Origin of the sequence: Chelativorans sp. M5D2P16, from assembly GCF_034427935.1 — a bacterium.
Lineage (GTDB): Bacteria > Pseudomonadota > Alphaproteobacteria > Rhizobiales > Rhizobiaceae > Chelativorans.
Window position 1 is genome coordinate 411,113 of record NZ_JAXQNM010000008.1, and the last position, 16,518, is coordinate 427,630.

Sequence of the window (16,518 nt, forward strand, 5' to 3'; positions counted from 1 at the left end):
GCGTCCCGAGAAAGACCATTCCTGGCTCTGTTCTACTGCTCGGGAATCAGATCCGCATATTGCTCCCAACCGGGGACGTCCATCTCCCGGTAGTAGAGCAGCGCGCCGGGATGCGGTTCGATCGGCACACCGGACAGGGCCCCCTCGAGATTCACCTCGGCGAAGACTTGCGAGCTGCGCCGCACCTCTTCGATGTTTTCCCAGACGGCCTTCGTCATGGCGTAGACGAGCTCGTTTTCAAGGTCGCCGTCGAGGAACATGAATTCCGGCGAAACAAACACGAGAGCCTCCCCCGGCACCTCGAGATTGGGGTAATCATCGACGAACGGCCATTTCTTCGGACCGGCCCAGGGGATGCGCTGCTGGATTTTGTCCAGCGCTTCCTTCTCGGGCTGCAGCAACACAATGTCGCGCGCGGTGGAAAGTTCTAGAATCGCGCCGCTGTAGTCGCGAACATAGGAGATCGCGTCCACGCTGCCGTTCTGAAGCTGGTTGATGGCCTCCGAAGTATCCATGGTGCGCACATTGAGATCGCTGACCTGGAGCCCATGTGCCTGCAGGATGATTTCGGTGAAGAGGTAGTTCGAGGTTCCGGGCGGCGCGAGCGCCACGGTTTTGCCGGCGAGCTCGCTAATCTTGGTGATGCCCGCGTCCTTCTGCGCGAGGATGTTGAGCGGCACCTCGTTGTGCGCGAACCAGAACTTGACGTCGACACCGTCGGAGGGGAACGGCGCCACCCCCTGTGTGGCATTCGTGATGACCAGCGGCGTCCCCACCCCGCCATGCATGGTGCCGTTATGGGTGTGGATCACGCTCTCGGCGTCAAAGCCCGGAACGACCGCCCCCGAAGCGCGGACGCCCTCCACGTTCTCCGTGACAATCTTGCCGAGTGCGCTTGCCAGGATCTTGGAATTACCTGTGGCCGAGCCGCCGCCCAAAACGAGGTCATAATTCCAGCTCGGATCCCCCAGCGCCTCCTGGGCAGGCACAGCAACGGTTGAGCCGGCAATCAGCGCCACCGGCACCAGCATCCGTAGCAATTTTGTTAAAACCATCTCCACTCCTCCACTCGTCTGGCTGCGGCATTCCTGCGGAAAACCAACGGAGCGGCACGATATAGGCCGTCTTAGAATCAGTCAATCATCTCGTCATACAATAGTATGGTTCCAGGCGACGGCTGAAGTACGGCCGACAGAGCGCAGTCCTTTCAATCCGTGCGATTTCCGTGCACAGATCGATCAAAGCGCGGTATGGCCGCTATGGCTATCGCCGGATCACGGCGATGCTGCGATCTGAGGGCTGGACGGTAAATGCCAAGCGCGTCGAGCGCATCTGGCGACGGGAGGGGCTGAAGGTTCCCCAGAAGCAACCGAAGAGAGGTCGGCTCTGGCTGAATGACGGATCGTGTATCCGGCTTCGACCGGAACACCCCAACCATGTTTGGTCCTATGATTTTGTCGAGGGCCGGACGCACAATGGCAGGAAGTTCCGCATGCTCAACATCATCGACGAGTTCACCCGGGAGTGCCTGGCGATCCGGATCGCTCGCAATCTCAACGCGACCGACGTCATCGACGCCCTGTCGGACCTGTTCATCCTGCGTGGTGTGCCCGGCCATGTTCGTTCCGACAATGGCCCGGAGTTCATCGCCAAAGCCGTGCGGGAGTGGATCGCGGCTGTCGGCGCAAGGACCGCGTTCATCGAGCCGGGAAGTCCCTGGGAGAACGGCTACTGCGAGAGCTTCAACTCGAAACTCCGAGATGAACTGCTCAACGGTGAGATCTTCTACAGCCTCGCCGAGGCCAAGGTCATCATCGAGGCATGGCGGCGCCACTACAATACCGAGCGGCCGCACTCATCGCTCGGTTATAACCCGCCGGCACCCGAGGTCGTTGTCTGGCCGGCGCCAACCAGTGGATCGGCACCACCATCTGCACAGGTAATGGCCGGAAAGCCGATCATGCATTAAGACTGAAACTGGACCACCTCGTAGGGGCAGGCCACTCCGACAGCGCCTCGATATGCGCGTCGGCGAAACCGCCGAGTCACGAGGTCCATTTCGCGCATGCCGCGCCGCCAGGCGCGGACGAGGGCGCGGCGCCTGCGCGGGTCGAGATCGACGCTGGAGCGGGTGGTTCCGGTCACGTTCCTGCCTTTCGCGGTGAAAGGGGCATATAACGCCTCGCCGCCGCGATGTCAGCCTTTGCCGTGCATTACACCCGCCTTTCACAGGTCGAAAGCCGACAAGGGATGGCGGACGCGCGCGTCCGTAATGCCGTTGCGGCGGCCTCAACCGCCTGCCGGCTCTCCCAGATAGGCCGCCACCAGCGCGGGATCGAGCCCGGCCAGCTCACTTTCCACGATGCCGCGGCAGGCGGTGCGGAAGCCGTCCCGGTCCAGTTCCTCCGGCGGAAGGATCGAAACGCCCTTTGCGCGCAGGAAGTCCAGCGCCTCGACGTCCTGCGCTTCCGCCAGCCGCCGCTGCTCGGCCGTTGCGGCGGCCGCCGCCCGGCGCACCGCCGCCGCCGGGCCTTCGGGAAGCTCGGAGAGCCAGCGCGCATTGGCAAGCAGCAGCACGACGCCGAAGAAATGGCCGGTCAGGCTGACATGGCGATGGTGGCGCCAGAGCTCGAAGACGACCGCGTTCGTCAGCGGATTTTCCTGCGCGTCCACCTGACCGGAGGCGACCGCCTCGCGCAGCTCCTTCACGTCGGTGACCACGGGCTTGAAACCCATGGCCGCCATGGTCTCCCGGTAGATGCGGTTGTCGAGTGTGCGCACCACCAGGCCGGCGCAGTCGCGCGGCGCGCGGATCGGACGGCGGCCATTGGTAAGGTGGCGGAAGCCGTTGTCCCAGAATCCCAGCACGCGGTAGCCCGTGTCCGCCTCGACCGCTGCGCGCAGCATCCGGCCGGCCTCGCCGTCGAGCGCGGCATAGGCCGCGTGCCGGTCGGATCGGGAAAGCGGCAGGTCGATCACGGCGAGCTGCGGCACGCGCGCCGTCAGATAGCCCGAGGCCATGTAGCCGATGTCGAAGGCGCCGCTCTCCAGGCCGTCGAAAAGCGCGCGCGCGCTCGTGCCCCCGGCGGTGACGTCGTGTGTTTCCTCGACGCCGAAGGCCCCCGGCGCCGCCTGCTCCAGCTCCGCGGCGAAGTCCTTAAGCCCCGCCGTCAGCACCGAGTTCGGCCCCTGATAGCCGCCGATGCGTAGGCGGACCGGTTCACCGCTCATGATCGCTCTCCCCGCTCATACCAGCATCAGCCGACCGCCATTCACGTCGAGCGTCGCGCCGGTCATGTAGCGCGCGTCCTCGCTCGCCAGGAAGGCGATCACGCCGGCGATGTCGCCCGGCTCGGCGAGGCGGCCGACGGGCGTCATCTTCGTGAAGGCCGCCTCCTTCTCCGCCGTCATAAGCGCGTCGACGCGCGGCGTGCGCGTGGTCCCGGGCGCCACGGTGTTGGCCGTGATGCCGAAGGCGGCCACGTCCTTGGCCAGATATTGCGTCATCATCGCCACGCCCGCCTTGGCGGCCGCGTAATGGGCGGGCGAGGAACCGGCGCTGGTGGAGCGTCCGGCGAGCGAGCCGAGATTGACGATGCGGCCCCAGCCGGCCTCCTTCATGTGCGGCAGGACGGCGGTGCAGCACAGGAAGACGCTGCGCAGGTTGAGCGCGATCACGCGGTCCCAGTCCGCATCGGCGATCTCGTTGAAGCGGGCATAGGCGGTATAGCCGCCGGCGCAGGTGACGAGAACGTCGACCCCGCCCATGGCCTTCGCCGCCTGCGCCACCATGGTGTCGACGGAATCGCGGTCGGTGACGTCGGCGGCGATCGCCGTGGCTTGCGCGCCCGTCTCGCGCACGGCCTGCGCCGCCGTTTCCGCCGCCTCGGGGTCGATGTCGGTGAGGGCGAGCGAGCCGCCCTCGCGGGCGATGCGCAGGGCCGCGGCGCGGGCGATGCCGCCGCCGGCGCCGGTGACGAGCACCCGCCGGCCGGCAAAGCGTTCCGGCACCGGGGCGGTGTGGCTGGGACTTTCCATCCTGTCTCTTTCCTCCGCTCCGTTCTGCCTATTCCGCGGGCTTCGTGTGCTCCGGCGGCGCCCCTCGCGCCGTGCGCCACAGCCGGAGCACCCCTTCGGCGAAGATCAGCAGAAGGAAGATGAGCAGCGCCGTTCCCACATATTGCGACAGCACGAAGCCGAGCGAGTGGCCGTCGAAGATGAGCAGCGCCCGGCGCAGGTTCTCGTCGGCCACCGGCGCCAGGATGACGCCGAGGACGATCGGCGCGATGGGAAAGCGGAAGTGCCGCAGCGCCAGCCCGATGACACCGGCGGCGAACATCACCCACACGTCGAACATGTTGAGCCGCACCGAATAGGCGCCGATGACGCAGATCGGCAGGATCAGCGGCATGAGGATGCCGCGCGGCAGGCTGAACAGCTTGACGCAGGGCTTAATGAGGCCGATCGCCGAGATGTAGAGAAGAAGATTGGCCAGGATCAGCGCGGCATAGATGAAGTAGATCAGGCCGGGATGGTCGACCTCGATGGTCGGGCCGACGACCACATTGTGCAGCATCAAGGCCGCCATCAGCGCCGCGGCCGGCGCGTTGCCGGGAATGCCGAGCGTGAGGGTGGGCAGCATGGAGCCGCCGACATTGGCGTTGTTGGCGACCTCGGCGCTCACCAGCGCCTCGTAGCTGCCCTTGCCCCATTTCGCCCGCTCCTCCGGCGAGGCCATGCGGCGGCCGATATCGTAGGAAAGAAAGGAGGCCACATTGGCGCCGGCGCCGGGTATGGCGCCGGTCACAGCGCCGATGAGGCCCGAGCGCACGGATGTCACGGCATAGCGCGAGAGCTGGCGCAGCGACGGGATCACGCGGCCCACCGCTGCCGGAATGGCGGGCTGCTGCCGGCGCGGCAGCACGCGCAGGATCTCCGTCACGCCGAAGAGGCCGACGAGGATGGCGATGTAGTTCACCCCGTCGAGGAGCGCCGGCAGATCGAACGTGTAGCGCGGCACGGCATGGATGGGATCGAACCCGGCAAGGGCGACAAGGATGCCCAGCCAGCCGGCGATCCATCCCTTGAGCGGCATGGCGCCGCAGGACATGGAACCGCAGATTGAAATGCCGATCATGGCCAGAAGGAACATCTCCCAGGAGCGGAACTCCAGGGCGATGACCAGGATGACGGGGATGAAGGCGATCAGGAGGATGATTCCGATCCAGTTGCCGATGAAGGAGCCGGCGATGGCCATGCCGAGCGCCTGGCCGCCTTCGCCGCGGCGGGCCAGCGCGTTGCCCTCGATCATGGTGGGCACGGCGTCGGGCGTGCCGGGGATGTTGATCAGCACCGCAGAAATCGCGCCGCCGAACACGCTGCCCGTATAGACGCCGAGCATGAAGACCAGCGCGCTGGCCTGCTCCATGCCCGCCGAAAGGCCGATGAGCAGCGCCATCGCCATGGTCGTCGACAGGCCCGGCATCGCGCCCCAGACGATGCCCAGCGAAACGCCCGTCAGCGACAGGAGGACGAACCAGGGCGACATGAGCTGGATGAAGGCGTCGATCATGTCCCCTCAGCCCGGCAGCGGGATTTCGAAGATGTTGCGGAAGGTCAGGCTGAGAAAGGCGGTCCAGCCCAGCGCGACGACGGCGATGATCCACAGGCGGCCGTTCCAGAAGAGCTTCATGAGCACGCTCAGGCACACCACCGTGGCGATCTCGAAGGAACCGACCGTGACGTAGTGGCCGGCGACATAGCCTTGAATGCCGAAGGAGAGCGCATTCATCGCCAGGAGGTAGAGGAAGATGATGCCGACCAGGAGGCTTGTGCGTCCTACCTCGGATATCGAGTCCTCGTCCTCCTGCGCCCCGGCGGCGGCCGGAGCCTGCCCGCGCCGGCGCCAGGCGGTGACGGCAAGGCCCGCGGCCATGATCATCAGGGTGATGCCCGCCGCCGCGGGCACCAGCCCCGGCGCCGTCTTCCAGTCGCCGGGCGCGCGAAAGCCGAAGGCCTCGACGGTGTACCAGCCGGCGAGCGCGATGAGCACCGCCGCGGCGATCAGGTCGAGGAGAGGCGCGGCATAGCCGGCCTGCTCCTCCTCGCCGCTGAAATGCAACTCGTCGCGTTCGCTCAAGGCTCGGCGCTCCCGGTCTCTCGCTTTAGATATCCAGCGGCTTGTAGCCCTCCGGCGGCCACCAGCTCGCGAAATCCCGCGGCTTGGGCAGGCCAAGCTCCTCCGCCGTCAGCACGTCCGAGCCGATCTGGTCGGAGTAGCGGTTGAAGAGATCGACCGTGACCACCTCCATGCTGGCCGCCTCGCGGTCGGCCTCCTCGCCGACCCGCAGGTCGTGCTGATACTGATTGGCATCCAGGAAGGCGCGGAACGCGTCGGATCCGGCGGCCTCGAGGAAGCCGTCCTGGATCTCCTTCAGGATCTCCGGGGGCGTGTCGCGGCGGACGATCATATTGTAGGTGGGGCCCATGGGCAGGAAAGGAGCCAGGTCCAGCAGCATCTTGCCCACCGTCGGCAGCACCGTTCCGTCGTCGAGCGTGATGTCCTCGGTGCCGGTGTGCTGGAGCATTCTGAACTGGCCGTCGCGCACGAGGTCGATATGCTCGTGAACGCCGCCGCCGGCGATGTCCACCTCCTTCTGCAGTCCGGCGAGCGTCGCCGGCTGGCCGCCCTGATAGGGCACATAGCGCAGCTCGATATCGGCGAAGGAGGAGATGAGCAGTGCCATCTCGTGCCAGATGCCGCCGGTGCCGGAGGTGGAGATGCTGAGTTCGCCCGGCCGCTCGCGGGCGGCCTTTATCACGTCGTCGAGTGTTTGGAAGGGCGAGTCGACCGGCACCGACCAGGAGGCGATGGCGTTTCCGGCCTTCATGAAGGCCCATTGCTCCCAGGGGGCGGGCTCGGCCGGCACGTGCCCCAGCACGCGTACGAATTTGTTGTAGTTCGCCGCGCCCAGCACCGTGTAGCCGTCGGCCGGCTGGGCGGCGACATACTGCGTGGCGATGCCGCCGACCGCGCCGGGGCGGTTGGCGATGCTGACCGTCCAGCCACGCGCCTTCTCCAACTCCTCCGAAAGTTTGCGCATCAGAACGTCCGTGCCGCCACCGGCGGCGTACATGATCACCACCGTGATTGGGCGCGCGGGATAGTCCTGGGCGCGCAGCGGCGCCGGGATGGTGATCGTCGCAGCGGCGAGTCCCGCGCCGGTGAGCAGCGTGCGACGGCTTATACCGTTGTTCATGACCTTGTACCTCCCGTTTCGGCCGCTTTCGCGAGATCCGACATCCTGCCAGGACAGCGGCCTCACGAAAGCTGGTCGCGAATGGCGACCACAGTCAAGCTTTTGTGCATTATAATATAAAAACTCTGCCATCACGTTTTCCGATGACGTGCGCAAATAATGTTCGCGCGAAATCGCGTCGTCAAAAGTTCGGCACCTAGAAAATCGTTATCCGGTGCTTTGAATTCTTGCGCCGACGTCGAAACGGTCAGGGGAAGGCGGCCGAATTACTTCAGCCGCGCTCGGTCATCTCGCATTCCTTACCACGACCTTGATGGCGTCGTCGACGCGCTCGCGCGCGTAGCGCAGCGCCGTCGGCAGGTCGTCCATGTTGAAGGTGTGGGTGTGAATGCGCGTCGCGTCGAAGCGCTTTTCGGCCATGAAGGCGTGGGCGCGGTGGGTCGCGCTGCGCCCTTCGCCGCGGATGCCGTAGACATAAATGTTGTTGCGCACGATATGGGCCACGTCGACGAGGTCCGGCTCGTGCGGGAAGGCGGCCAGGCACAGCTTGCCGCCGCGGTTGAGCATGCGCATCGTCTGGTTGACCGCGCCCGGCGCGCCGGAGCATTCTAGAACATAGTCCGCGCCCTTGCCGCCGGTGAGGTCCAGAACGGTCTCGACCGGGTCCTTTTCGCGCACATTGACGAGATGGTCGGCGCCGAGGTCGCGGCCAACCGCAAGGCGGTTGTCGCGGGTGCCCGTCAGGATGACGGGCAGGGCCCCCAGCGCCTTCGCCACGGCTACGCCCAGAAGCCCGATCGGCCCGGGGCCGCTCACCACCAGGCTCTCGCCGGCGATGAGCCCGCCGAGTTCCGTCAGACCGTACATGGAGGTGCCGGCGGTGACCACGAGCGTGGCCTCTTCGTCGCTCATCTCCTCGCCGATCCTGATCAGCGTGTTGACGTGGTTGACCGCGTAGGAGGCAAAGCCGCCGTCGGTGGTGAAGCCGTTGGCGCGGTGGCCCTTGTCCACGGCGCCGTAGTTCAGCCCGTAATTCAGGCAGGAGGTGTACATGCCCATGCGGCAGCGCTTGCACTGCCCGCAGCCGGCATGGATCTCCACCGTCACCCGGTCGCCCACGGCGAACTCGTCGACGCCCGGCCCGAGCGCGGCGACCGTGCCCATATATTCGTGGCCGGGCGTGAAGTTCTTGTTGAAGGGCAGGCCCCCCTCGATCAGCGCCGGCGGGCCCTCGGCGATCACGTCGAGATCGGTGGCGCAGATGGCGATGGCGTCGATGCGCACGAGAACCTCGGCGCGGCCGGGCACGGGAGTGGGCTTGTCCACCCGCTTCAACTCGCCCGGGCCCTCCAGAATCCAGGCCTTCATCGTCTCCGGCACTGGCACCGCGGGGGCGGTGCTCACTCCTTGGGGGGCATACATGCGCTCTTCCTTCCCGCCTGGAGCGGACCCGGTTCCGATCCGGCCACGGACCGCTCCATCCATTCGCTTGCGCCGCATCCGTGCAGCGGCAAGTGGCTCCACACGGCCTAGGCGGCCTTCAGGCGCGCGCTCTCGGGCACCTGCAGCGGGGCATTCGCGCTCTGCTTGAATTCGACCGTTGTGAAGAGCAGGTCCGTGTCGCCGATGTTCTCGACGCTGTGCAGCATGTATTCGTCTTTCCCGTAGTTCAGGTGCTTGGTGTCGCCGGGAAAATGCGAGACGTCGCTGATGCTGCCGTCCTCGAAATAGCCGCGCGCCTTGCCGTGGCTGTGGCAGGTCCAGAAATAGTCGAGCACGTGGCGGTGGAAGGGGCAGCGCTTGCCCGGCGGAAGATGCAGGTGCCACACGCGCACGCGGTCGGTTTCGGAGACCAGCACGCTGCCGACACAGGGGTTGAAGCGGTTGGTCTCCATGTCTTCAACGAGGCCCTCGGGCCAGTCCTTGTAACGCTCCTCGTTCACCTCTTCCTCCTTGCTGTCACCGGTGCGGCACGCGCCGCATCGCCGGCGCCGTCACCGGCCCTCCGGATCGGAATCGACGACGGAAAGGGATTCGAGACGGTCCAGCACGCGCCTGCGCGAGCTTTCGATGTGCTCGCGGGCGCGGGAGACCGCCCGGCGCCGGTCGCGGGCGCGGATGGCGTCGATGATCTCGCCGTGCTCGCGCACATAGGCCTCGAGCGACATCTCGCCCGTGCTTGTGACGCTGACATAGGTCAGGCGGTCGAACTGCTCGATCACGTCGCGGGCGATGCGGGCCAGCCGCCCGTTGCCGCAATTGGCGGCGATATACGCGTGAAAGGCGCGGTTGTACTCGATCCAGGCGGTCAGCCCCGCTTCCAGCGGGCCGGCGCGAAACGCCTCCAGCCCCTCCAGCACCTCGTCCGGCGCCGTCTCGATCATCAGCGTGATGCACTCCCGCTCCAGGATCTGGCGCAGGCCGTACATGTCGCGCACGTCCTTTATGTCGATGCGGCGCACGCGATAGCCCTTGCGCGGCAGCACCTCGACCAGCCCCTGCGCCTCGAGCCGCAGGAGCGCGTCGCGGATCGGCGACTTGCTCACCTGGAAGCGGGCGACGAGATCGCGCTCCTGAAGCTGCTGTCCGGGCCGCAGGACGCACGAAAGAACCTCCGAGCGAAGCCTCTGATATATGTTGGTGCGAACCAACTCCTGCGATTTTCCGGCGACGCTCATCTTCCCGCTGCTTCCGTTCTCCGCAAAATCCGCACCTTTTTGGCCTGAAATGCGGGCTTGGACGATGGTTCCATAAAAGCTTCCTTTGGCGCGACGTGTCAATCCTTAATATTTCAGTTGACAGATTTCCAAGGCCGTCGGAATCTCAAAAACGGCGCCCGGCGGGCCCCGTATCCTATCCTCTAAGCGGCGAGCGGCCCGCTTCGAGAAATATCAGGTCGACAGCCCGCGGCACGTGGCGGCCGCCACAACCGGCCACGGCGGGTGGCGGCCGAGCCGCGATCACAGGAGAAAGGCAAAGCCCGATGGCCAAGACACAATTCGGCGGACTGCTCGTGCCCGTCGTCACCCCCTTCGACAAGGATTACGCGCCCGACCGCGAGGCCTTCGTGTCGATCTGCCGCTGGCTGCTTGACAATGGCGCCCACGGGCTGGCCGTCTTCGGCACCACCAGCGAGGCGAATTCGCTGACCGTCACCGAGCGCATGTCGCTTCTCGAGGCGCTGGTGGAGGCGGGCGTGCCGGCCGAAAGGCTGATGCCCGGCGTGGGCATGAGCGCCCTCGGCGACACGATCGCCCTGACGCGCCACGCGGTGGGGCTGGGCTGCGGGGGCGTGCTGTCGCTGCCGCCCTTCTACTACAAGCCCGTCTCGGTCGAGGGGCTCTATGCCTGGTATGCGGCGGTGATCGAGGCGGTGGGCTCGGCCGATCTCGGCCTGTGGCTCTACCACATCCCGCAGATGAGCGGTGTGGCGATCCCGCACGATCTGATCGAGCGGCTGTCCGGCGACTTTCCCGAGACGGTGCTCGGGATCAAGGACAGCTCCGGCGACTGGTCGAACACCGAGGCGATCCTGCGCCGCTCCCCCGGCTTCCGCGTCTTTCCCAGCTCCGAGGGCGTGCTCGTCAAGGCGCACGAACTGGGCGGGGTGGGCTGCATTACCGCCTCCGGCAACATCAATCCGGCCGGCATCCGCCGCCTCTTCGACGCGCTGGGCACGCCCGAGGCCGAGGCGCTGCAGGCCGAGGCCGCCGAAATCCGCAGGATCTTCTCCGAATATCCGCTGATCCCGGCCGCCAAGGGGGTGCTGTCGGCGGAGCTCGCAGACGAGCGGCTTGCCACGCTGCGCCCGCCGCTGCTGCCGCTTCCCGCCGAGGATCTGCGCACATTGCGCGCGCGGCTCGCCGAGGCGGGCTGGCGTGTGCCGGGCGGAGCAGGCGCCTCGGCCTGAGCCGTGGCGCGCCGCGACAGGGCGCGGGGGCGCGGCGTGGCTGTTATCCCGGCATTCCGGCACGGCGGCTGTCTCCCCTCAGGCCCGCGCCAGCGCGCGCGGGGAGGCCTCCGGCGCGGCGCGCAGGCTGCCGCCGCCCTTCTCCCAGGCCGTGGCGAGGCGGCGCGCCTCCGCCTCCAGAAGCGCGACGAAGCGGCTGGCGTGAGGACCGAGGGGGCGGCGGATCGGCTCTATCATGATCAGGTCGACATGCAGGTCGGGGCCGGCGATGGGGTTGACGGTCAGGTTCCTGTGGCCGCCTTCTGCGGCCATCATGATGGCCGGCAGGATGGTCACCCAGTCCGTCTGCGAGACGAAGTCGAGCGTGCCCAGCATGGCGTCGAGCTCGACGATCTGGGCGATCTCAATGTCGTTGGAGGCGCAATAGGCCTCGATCATCTGGCGGCGGATGTTGGACGGGTCGGGAAGGACGAGGCGCAGCGGTCCGAGATCGCCGAGGCGCACGGGGGCGAGGTGATCGAGGCCGCTGTCGGCGCGCGAGACCAGCGTCTCGACGCTGCGCACGAAGAAGCGGCCGCGCACGCCGGGCGCCGGCGTCACCGACGGCACGATGGCGCAGTCGAGCTCCCCCGCCTGCACCATCTGCGTCAGCGCGGCACTGTAGCCTTCGGTGATGCGCACCACCACGTTCGGCGCGGCGCGGATGAAGGCGTCGAGCGCCGGCGAAAGCACGTGGCTGGTGATGGTCGGCATCAGGCCGATGCGCATCTCGCCGGCCTCGCCCTCGGCGAAGCGGGCGACCTCGCTGCCCGCGGCGGCGTGGGCGCGCAGCACGTTCAGGCAATGGCGGTAGAAGCTGGCGGCGGCCGGCGTCGGCGTCACGCCGCCGCGCTCGCGCAGGAAGAGCTGCACCCCCAGCATGTGCTCAAGGTTGCGCATGTGCTGGGAGACGCCCGACTGGGTGGCGTTCTCGCGCTGTGCGGCGGCGGTGAAGGAGCATTCCTCATACGCCGCCACGAAGATCGATATGTCGCGAAGACTGCACTGCATCGCTTTCTCCCGTTGGCTCCCGCGGCTCCGCCGGCCGGCAGCGCGCGAAGCGCCGCGTCGCCGGTCGCCTGCATCTTGCGCCGCCGTCTACAAATCTCTCCGCGTTCCTTCGGCGCCCATATGATATATCACTATTCGTGCCCTTTCGGGAAGTGGCGCCGCCTCGCCGGCTCCGCAAGGCCCGTCCGGGCGGCTGGTTTTCCGCGCCATGGCTGTGAAATTGCGCCCGGAACGCCGCGCCGGCGGAATGGATGCTTGACATCCATCCTCCGCCCTGTGGTATATCACAGGCTGAGGAAAAGACGCATATCGGAATCTTTGGTGGCTGGTGCGGTCCGGCGATCGGGCGGCGTTCAGCCCGTCCCGCCTGGGGAGGAGAGTCATTGCATAACGAGGTCGGCTTCATCGGTCTGGGCGTCCTCGGCTCCGCCATTTGCGGCAATATTGCCGCGGCGGGCCGGCGCGTGCTGGCCTTCGATCTTTCCGAGGCGGCGCGATCTGACGCCGTCGCCGAGGGGGCGAGTATCGCCTCCGGCAATGGCCAGGTGGCGTGCGAATGTCCGGTGGTCTTCACCTGCCTTCCCAACGCCGCCGCTATGGATGCCGTCGCCGCCGAACTGGCCGCGGTCGCCCATGACGGTCAGATCGTCGTCGAGCTCAGCACTCTGTCGGTCGCCGACAAGGAGCGTGCGCGCGAAATTCTCGAGGCGGCCGGCCGTCGCGTACTCGACTGTCCCGTCAGCGGCAACCGCATCATGGCGCTCGGCCGGGGGCTCACCGCCTTCTGCAGCGGCGGGCGCGAGGATTACGAAGCGGTGCGCGGCCTGCTTGCAACCTTCTGCAAGAAGGATCATTTCGTCGGCCCGTTCGGCAACGGATCAAAGATTAAGTTTTGCGGCAACATTCTCAATCTCGTGCACAACACCGTCGCCGCGGAGGCGATGGTGCTGGCCATGAAGTCTGGGCTCGACCCGAAGATGTTCCACGAGGTCATCTCGGGTAGCGGCTCGAGTTCGGCCATGTTCGAGGTTCGCGGAAAGTTGATGGCGGAGAACGATTATGCCAAGGAAGGCATGAATTTCTCCGTGCCGCTCAAGGACTCGCGCATCATCGCCGAGCATGCGGCGAGCGTTGGCGCGCCGATCCCGCTCTACCAGGCGGCGGTGCAGTTCTACCATGCCGCCGCGGCGCAAGGGCTAGCCGATCTCGACGCCGCCGCTGTCTGCCGCGTGATGGAGCGGCTGGCGAACTGCGAGCGCCCGGCATGAGACGGCATGCGCTTCCATGCGGCGAGATCAGGGAGGCGTGCCGCCTTGTTCCTGCAGATTCTGTCGGTCATCGCGCCGGTGCTGACGATCGTCGGGCTGGGCTATGCCTGGGCGCGTGTGTGCATGCCCTTCGACAACGACACGATCGGCTCGCTCGTGCTGAGGATCGGCACGCCGTGCCTGATCTTCGCCACCCTGACCGGCGCCGAGATCAGCACGGAAGAGGTGGGCGCCATCGCGCTTTCGGCGGTCTGCGTGCTCGCCGTCTCGGCGGCGGTGGGGGTGACGGTGCTGCGGGCGAGCGGCCTGCCGTTGCACACCTATCTGCTCTCGGCGATGCACGGCAATTCCGGAAATATGGGCGTGCCGCTGACGGCGATGGTCTTCGGCGGCGAGGGGCTGGCGCTGGGGATAGCCTATTTCCTGGTGGTCGCGGTCTCTCAGCACACGCTGGGATTGGTGGTCAGCGCCGGCCGCTTCGACCTGCGTTCCCTTCTCAAGCAGCCCATAGTCCATGCCAGCGCGGTGACCATCCTGGTGCTGGTGACCGGCATCGAGGTGCCGGAATGGATCGCCAGCACGACCGAGCTTCTGGGCGGCATGGTCATCCCGGCCATGCTCCTTCTTCTCGGGGTGTCCCTGTCGCAGCTCAAGGTGGCGGACCTGCGCATCGCCACGGCCATGGCGGCGCTGCGCTTCCTCGCCGGGGCGACCGGTGCGGTGGCGATCGTCGCAGCGTTCGGGCTCACCGGGGTGGAGGCCGGGGTGGTCTGGATCATGGCGACCATGCCCTCGGCGGTGGTTAACGTGCTGTTCGCGGAGCGTTTCGGGCGCTCGCCCGAGCGCGTGGCGGGCACAATCGTCGTCTCGACGGCGGCGACGCTCGCCGGCCTGCCGCTCATCGTCTGGGTGGCGATGTGGTTCTCGGGAAGCGGCTGACTCCGCTTTGGGAGGCATGAGAATGTTCAGTGAGGCGAATGGCGGCGGGGGGCGGCCCCTCCGGGCAAGCTACAACACCGTCGTGGCGCTCGGATGCATTGCGCTCGGCGTGGCGGTCTGGCTCATGATTCCCTACCAGGTGCAGGAGCCGCCCGCCATTTTCGGGCAGAACAGTTCGGGCATCAGCCCCACGCTTTTCCCGCGCATCGCCGCGATCGGTTTTATCCTCATCGGGGCGCTCTACTTCGTCGCCAGCCTCAGGATGAACGAGCCGAACCCCTTCCGCGAGCTGCCGGCCTTGGCCTATGGCAACCTGGCCGTGGTTCTCGTGGCGATGGTCCTTTACGTGGCACTGCTCAGGCCCCTCGGCTACGCCCTTTCCAGCGCGCTCGTCGCCAGCGCGATCTCTCTCTATTACGGCTCGCGCAACGTCTTCGGCATCGCCTTCGTGGGGGTCGTGGCGCCACTGGCGATCTATTACCTGTTCACGCGCATGCTCACCGTCTCCCTGCCGCCGTTTCCCTGGAACTGAGCCATGTTCGAGACCCTGGCAGAAGCGGCCCTCATGATCATGCGCTTCGACGTGCTGGCGATGATCGCGGCGGGCATGTGCCTGGGCATCTTCGTGGGGGCGCTGCCGGGCTTCACGACCGTCATGGCCATGGCCGTCGTGCTGCCGATCTCCTTCTTCCTGGAGCCGATCCTGGGCATTCCCTTTTTGATCGGCGTCTACAAGGGCGGCATCTTCGGCGGCAGCATACCGGCCATCCTCGTCAACATTCCCGGCACGGGGGCGGCCGTCGCCACCACGCTGGACGGGCCGGCCATGACGCGCAACGGCCAGTCGCGCAAGGCGCTCGAGATCGCGCTGGTGGCCTCGGCCATCGGCGATTTCCTGTCCTCCTTCGGCACGATTCTCGTCATCGGCCTCATCGCGGCGATCGCCCTGATGATCGGCCCGCCGGAGATTGCGGCGATCCTCATTCTCAGCCTGCTCATCATCGTCGTGTCGAGCTCGGGCAGCTTTCTCAAGGGCATGGTGATGCTGTTCATCGGCATGTCCATCGCCATGGTCGGGCAGGATCCGATCGGCGCCATGGTGCGCTTCGATTTCGGCTTCCATGCGCTGCAGGCGGGCGTCAACCTGCTGCCGCTCATCATCGGCCTTTTCGCCATTCCCGAAATCCTTTTCGCCATCGAGCGCCGCCAGGGCTCCATCGTCACGGCGGAGCGCACGCGCCCGGAGGGCGAGCGGCTGCGCTGGGGGGAGTTCCGGCGCTCTCTGCGCACCATCCTGCGCTCCACCGCGCTCGGTGGGGTGATCGGCATGATCCCCGGCGTCGGCCAGGTGGTCTCCGCCTTCATGGGCTATTCGGCGGCCAAGAACGCCTCCAAGACGCCCGAGCGCTTCGGCAAGGGCGAGCTCGAGGGCGTGGCCGCGCCGGAGGCCGCCAACAATGCCGTGAACGGGCCCACCATGGTGCCGCTTCTCACCCTCGGCATTCCCGGCGACAACATCACCGCCATCCTGCTCGGCGCCTTCGTCGCGCAGGGGCTGAGGCCCGGACCGCAGCTCTTTCAGGATCAGGGCGTGCTCGTCTACGCCATCCTCCTGTCGATGCTGGTCGCCTGCGTCCTTCTGGTGATCATCGGCTATCTCCTCACTCCCGTCTTCTCGCGGGTGGTGACCATCAACAAGGCATATCTGGTGCCCCTGATGCTCCTGTTCGCGGTGGCCGGCACCTATGTCTACCGTTCCAACCCGATGGATCTCTACTTCATGATCGCCTTCGGGGTGTTCGGCTATGCGGCGCGCAAGATGGGCTTCGACGTGACGCCGCTGGTGATGGGCTTCATCCTCTTGCCGCCGCTCGAATACGCGGTCGGCCAGTCGGTCCTGCTCTCCCGCGGGGATCTCTTCGGCTATCTGATCGGCTCGCGGCCGATCACGGTCGCCGTGGTGATCCTCACACCGGTCCTGATCTTCTGGATCGCCAGTCGTCAGGGCCGGCGGACGCGGGCGGCCAAGCGCGCCGTCCGGGACCAGCGCGCCAAGGAGGAGGAGGCGGCGGGACGCACGGATTGAACGATC

Annotated in this window: 15 protein-coding genes and 2 pseudogenes; 6 read left to right on the forward strand and 11 right to left on the reverse strand. The window is 66.7% G+C overall.

Annotated elements, in window-relative coordinates; translation table 11 throughout:
• Positions 1 to 32: 32 nt before the first annotated feature.
• On the reverse strand, positions 33 to 1,055 hold the full coding sequence (locus SIN08_RS04890) for a TAXI family TRAP transporter solute-binding subunit (protein ID WP_322450528.1): 1,023 nt from the start codon (positions 1,053 to 1,055) through the stop codon (positions 33 to 35).
• A gap of 182 nt (positions 1,056 to 1,237) precedes the next feature.
• Between SIN08_RS04890 and SIN08_RS04895 the strand changes: the two are divergent.
• A pseudogene (locus tag SIN08_RS04895) lies at positions 1,238 to 1,969 on the forward strand (IS3 family transposase); the annotation flags it as partial.
• Between the two features lie 34 nt (positions 1,970 to 2,003).
• Here SIN08_RS04895 and SIN08_RS04900 read toward each other — a convergent pair.
• From SIN08_RS04900 to SIN08_RS04940, 9 genes and pseudogenes are all read right to left on the reverse strand, one after another.
• Positions 2,004 to 2,145: pseudogene (locus tag SIN08_RS04900) on the reverse strand (succinate dehydrogenase assembly factor 2); the annotation flags it as partial.
• A 144-nt stretch (positions 2,146 to 2,289) separates the two neighbouring features.
• On the reverse strand, positions 2,290 to 3,231 hold the full coding sequence (locus tag SIN08_RS04905) for a TRAP transporter substrate-binding protein (protein ID WP_322450456.1): 942 nt from the start codon (positions 3,229 to 3,231) through the stop codon (positions 2,290 to 2,292).
• Positions 3,232 to 3,246: 15 nt separating this feature from the next.
• Complete coding sequence (locus SIN08_RS04910; protein WP_322450457.1) at positions 3,247 to 4,038, reverse strand: SDR family NAD(P)-dependent oxidoreductase; 792 nt, start codon at positions 4,036 to 4,038, stop codon at positions 3,247 to 3,249.
• Positions 4,039 to 4,066: 28 nt separating this feature from the next.
• Positions 4,067 to 5,572, reverse strand: a complete 1,506-nt coding sequence (locus SIN08_RS04915) for a tripartite tricarboxylate transporter permease (protein ID WP_322450458.1) — start codon at positions 5,570 to 5,572, stop codon at positions 4,067 to 4,069.
• 6 nt (positions 5,573 to 5,578) lie between these two features.
• Positions 5,579 to 6,139, reverse strand: coding sequence for a tripartite tricarboxylate transporter TctB family protein (locus SIN08_RS04920; RefSeq protein WP_322450459.1), 561 nt, complete (start codon positions 6,137 to 6,139; stop codon positions 5,579 to 5,581).
• 25 nt (positions 6,140 to 6,164) lie between these two features.
• Complete coding sequence (locus tag SIN08_RS04925) at positions 6,165 to 7,259, reverse strand: tripartite tricarboxylate transporter substrate binding protein (protein ID WP_322450460.1); 1,095 nt, start codon at positions 7,257 to 7,259, stop codon at positions 6,165 to 6,167.
• 285 nt (positions 7,260 to 7,544) lie between these two features.
• Complete coding sequence (locus tag SIN08_RS04930; protein ID WP_322450461.1) at positions 7,545 to 8,681, reverse strand: zinc-dependent alcohol dehydrogenase; 1,137 nt, start codon at positions 8,679 to 8,681, stop codon at positions 7,545 to 7,547.
• A gap of 107 nt (positions 8,682 to 8,788) precedes the next feature.
• The gene (locus SIN08_RS04935; RefSeq protein ID WP_322450462.1) at positions 8,789 to 9,202 is read right to left on the reverse strand and encodes a hypothetical protein; all 414 of its coding nucleotides are present in this window, start codon (positions 9,200 to 9,202) and stop codon (positions 8,789 to 8,791) included.
• A gap of 51 nt (positions 9,203 to 9,253) precedes the next feature.
• Entirely contained in the window at positions 9,254 to 9,937 is a 684-nt protein-coding gene (locus tag SIN08_RS04940) for a GntR family transcriptional regulator (RefSeq protein ID WP_322450463.1), read from the reverse strand.
• Between the two features lie 305 nt (positions 9,938 to 10,242).
• Between SIN08_RS04940 and SIN08_RS04945 the strand changes: the two genes are divergently transcribed.
• Positions 10,243 to 11,169, forward strand: coding sequence for a dihydrodipicolinate synthase family protein (locus SIN08_RS04945; protein ID WP_322450464.1), 927 nt, complete (start codon positions 10,243 to 10,245; stop codon positions 11,167 to 11,169).
• Positions 11,170 to 11,247: 78 nt separating this feature from the next.
• Here SIN08_RS04945 and SIN08_RS04950 read toward each other — a convergent pair whose 3' ends face one another.
• A complete protein-coding gene (locus SIN08_RS04950) occupies positions 11,248 to 12,219 on the reverse strand; it encodes a LysR family transcriptional regulator (protein WP_322450465.1) in 972 nt (323 codons plus the stop codon).
• A gap of 383 nt (positions 12,220 to 12,602) precedes the next feature.
• Between SIN08_RS04950 and SIN08_RS04955 the strand changes: the two genes are divergently transcribed.
• Genes SIN08_RS04955 through SIN08_RS04970 form a run of 4 tightly spaced genes read left to right on the forward strand, consistent with a single transcriptional unit; the run spans position 12,603 to position 16,512 of the window.
• Entirely contained in the window at positions 12,603 to 13,487 is an 885-nt protein-coding gene (locus SIN08_RS04955; protein WP_322450466.1) for an NAD(P)-dependent oxidoreductase, read from the forward strand.
• A 45-nt stretch (positions 13,488 to 13,532) separates the two neighbouring features.
• On the forward strand, positions 13,533 to 14,426 hold the full coding sequence (locus SIN08_RS04960; RefSeq protein ID WP_322450467.1) for an AEC family transporter: 894 nt from the start codon (positions 13,533 to 13,535) through the stop codon (positions 14,424 to 14,426).
• A 22-nt stretch (positions 14,427 to 14,448) separates the two neighbouring features.
• A complete protein-coding gene (locus tag SIN08_RS04965; protein WP_322450468.1) occupies positions 14,449 to 14,958 on the forward strand; it encodes a tripartite tricarboxylate transporter TctB family protein in 510 nt (169 codons plus the stop codon).
• Between the two features lie 3 nt (positions 14,959 to 14,961).
• Positions 14,962 to 16,512 carry a tripartite tricarboxylate transporter permease gene (locus tag SIN08_RS04970; protein WP_322450469.1) on the forward strand — a complete coding sequence of 517 codons (1,551 nt, stop codon included), beginning with the start codon at positions 14,962 to 14,964 and terminating at the stop codon, positions 16,510 to 16,512.
• Positions 16,513 to 16,518 lie beyond the last annotated feature (6 nt).

Coding starts and splice junctions, on each gene's coding strand:
- SIN08_RS04890 (WP_322450528.1), bottom strand. CDS start 1,055: ATGGTTTTAACAAAATTGCTACGGATGCTGGTGCCGGTGGCGCTGATT.
- SIN08_RS04905 (WP_322450456.1), bottom strand. CDS start 3,231: ATGAGCGGTGAACCGGTCCGCCTACGCATCGGCGGCTATCAGGGGCCG.
- SIN08_RS04910 (WP_322450457.1), bottom strand. CDS start 4,038: ATGGAAAGTCCCAGCCACACCGCCCCGGTGCCGGAACGCTTTGCCGGC.
- SIN08_RS04915 (WP_322450458.1), bottom strand. CDS start 5,572: ATGATCGACGCCTTCATCCAGCTCATGTCGCCCTGGTTCGTCCTCCTG.
- SIN08_RS04925 (WP_322450460.1), bottom strand. CDS start 7,259: ATGAACAACGGTATAAGCCGTCGCACGCTGCTCACCGGCGCGGGACTC.
- SIN08_RS04930 (WP_322450461.1), bottom strand. CDS start 8,681: ATGTATGCCCCCCAAGGAGTGAGCACCGCCCCCGCGGTGCCAGTGCCG.
- SIN08_RS04940 (WP_322450463.1), bottom strand. CDS start 9,937: ATGAGCGTCGCCGGAAAATCGCAGGAGTTGGTTCGCACCAACATATAT.
- SIN08_RS04945 (WP_322450464.1), top strand. CDS start 10,243: ATGGCCAAGACACAATTCGGCGGACTGCTCGTGCCCGTCGTCACCCCC.
- SIN08_RS04950 (WP_322450465.1), bottom strand. CDS start 12,219: ATGCAGTGCAGTCTTCGCGACATATCGATCTTCGTGGCGGCGTATGAG.
- SIN08_RS04965 (WP_322450468.1), top strand. CDS start 14,449: ATGTTCAGTGAGGCGAATGGCGGCGGGGGGCGGCCCCTCCGGGCAAGC.
- SIN08_RS04970 (WP_322450469.1), top strand. CDS start 14,962: ATGTTCGAGACCCTGGCAGAAGCGGCCCTCATGATCATGCGCTTCGAC.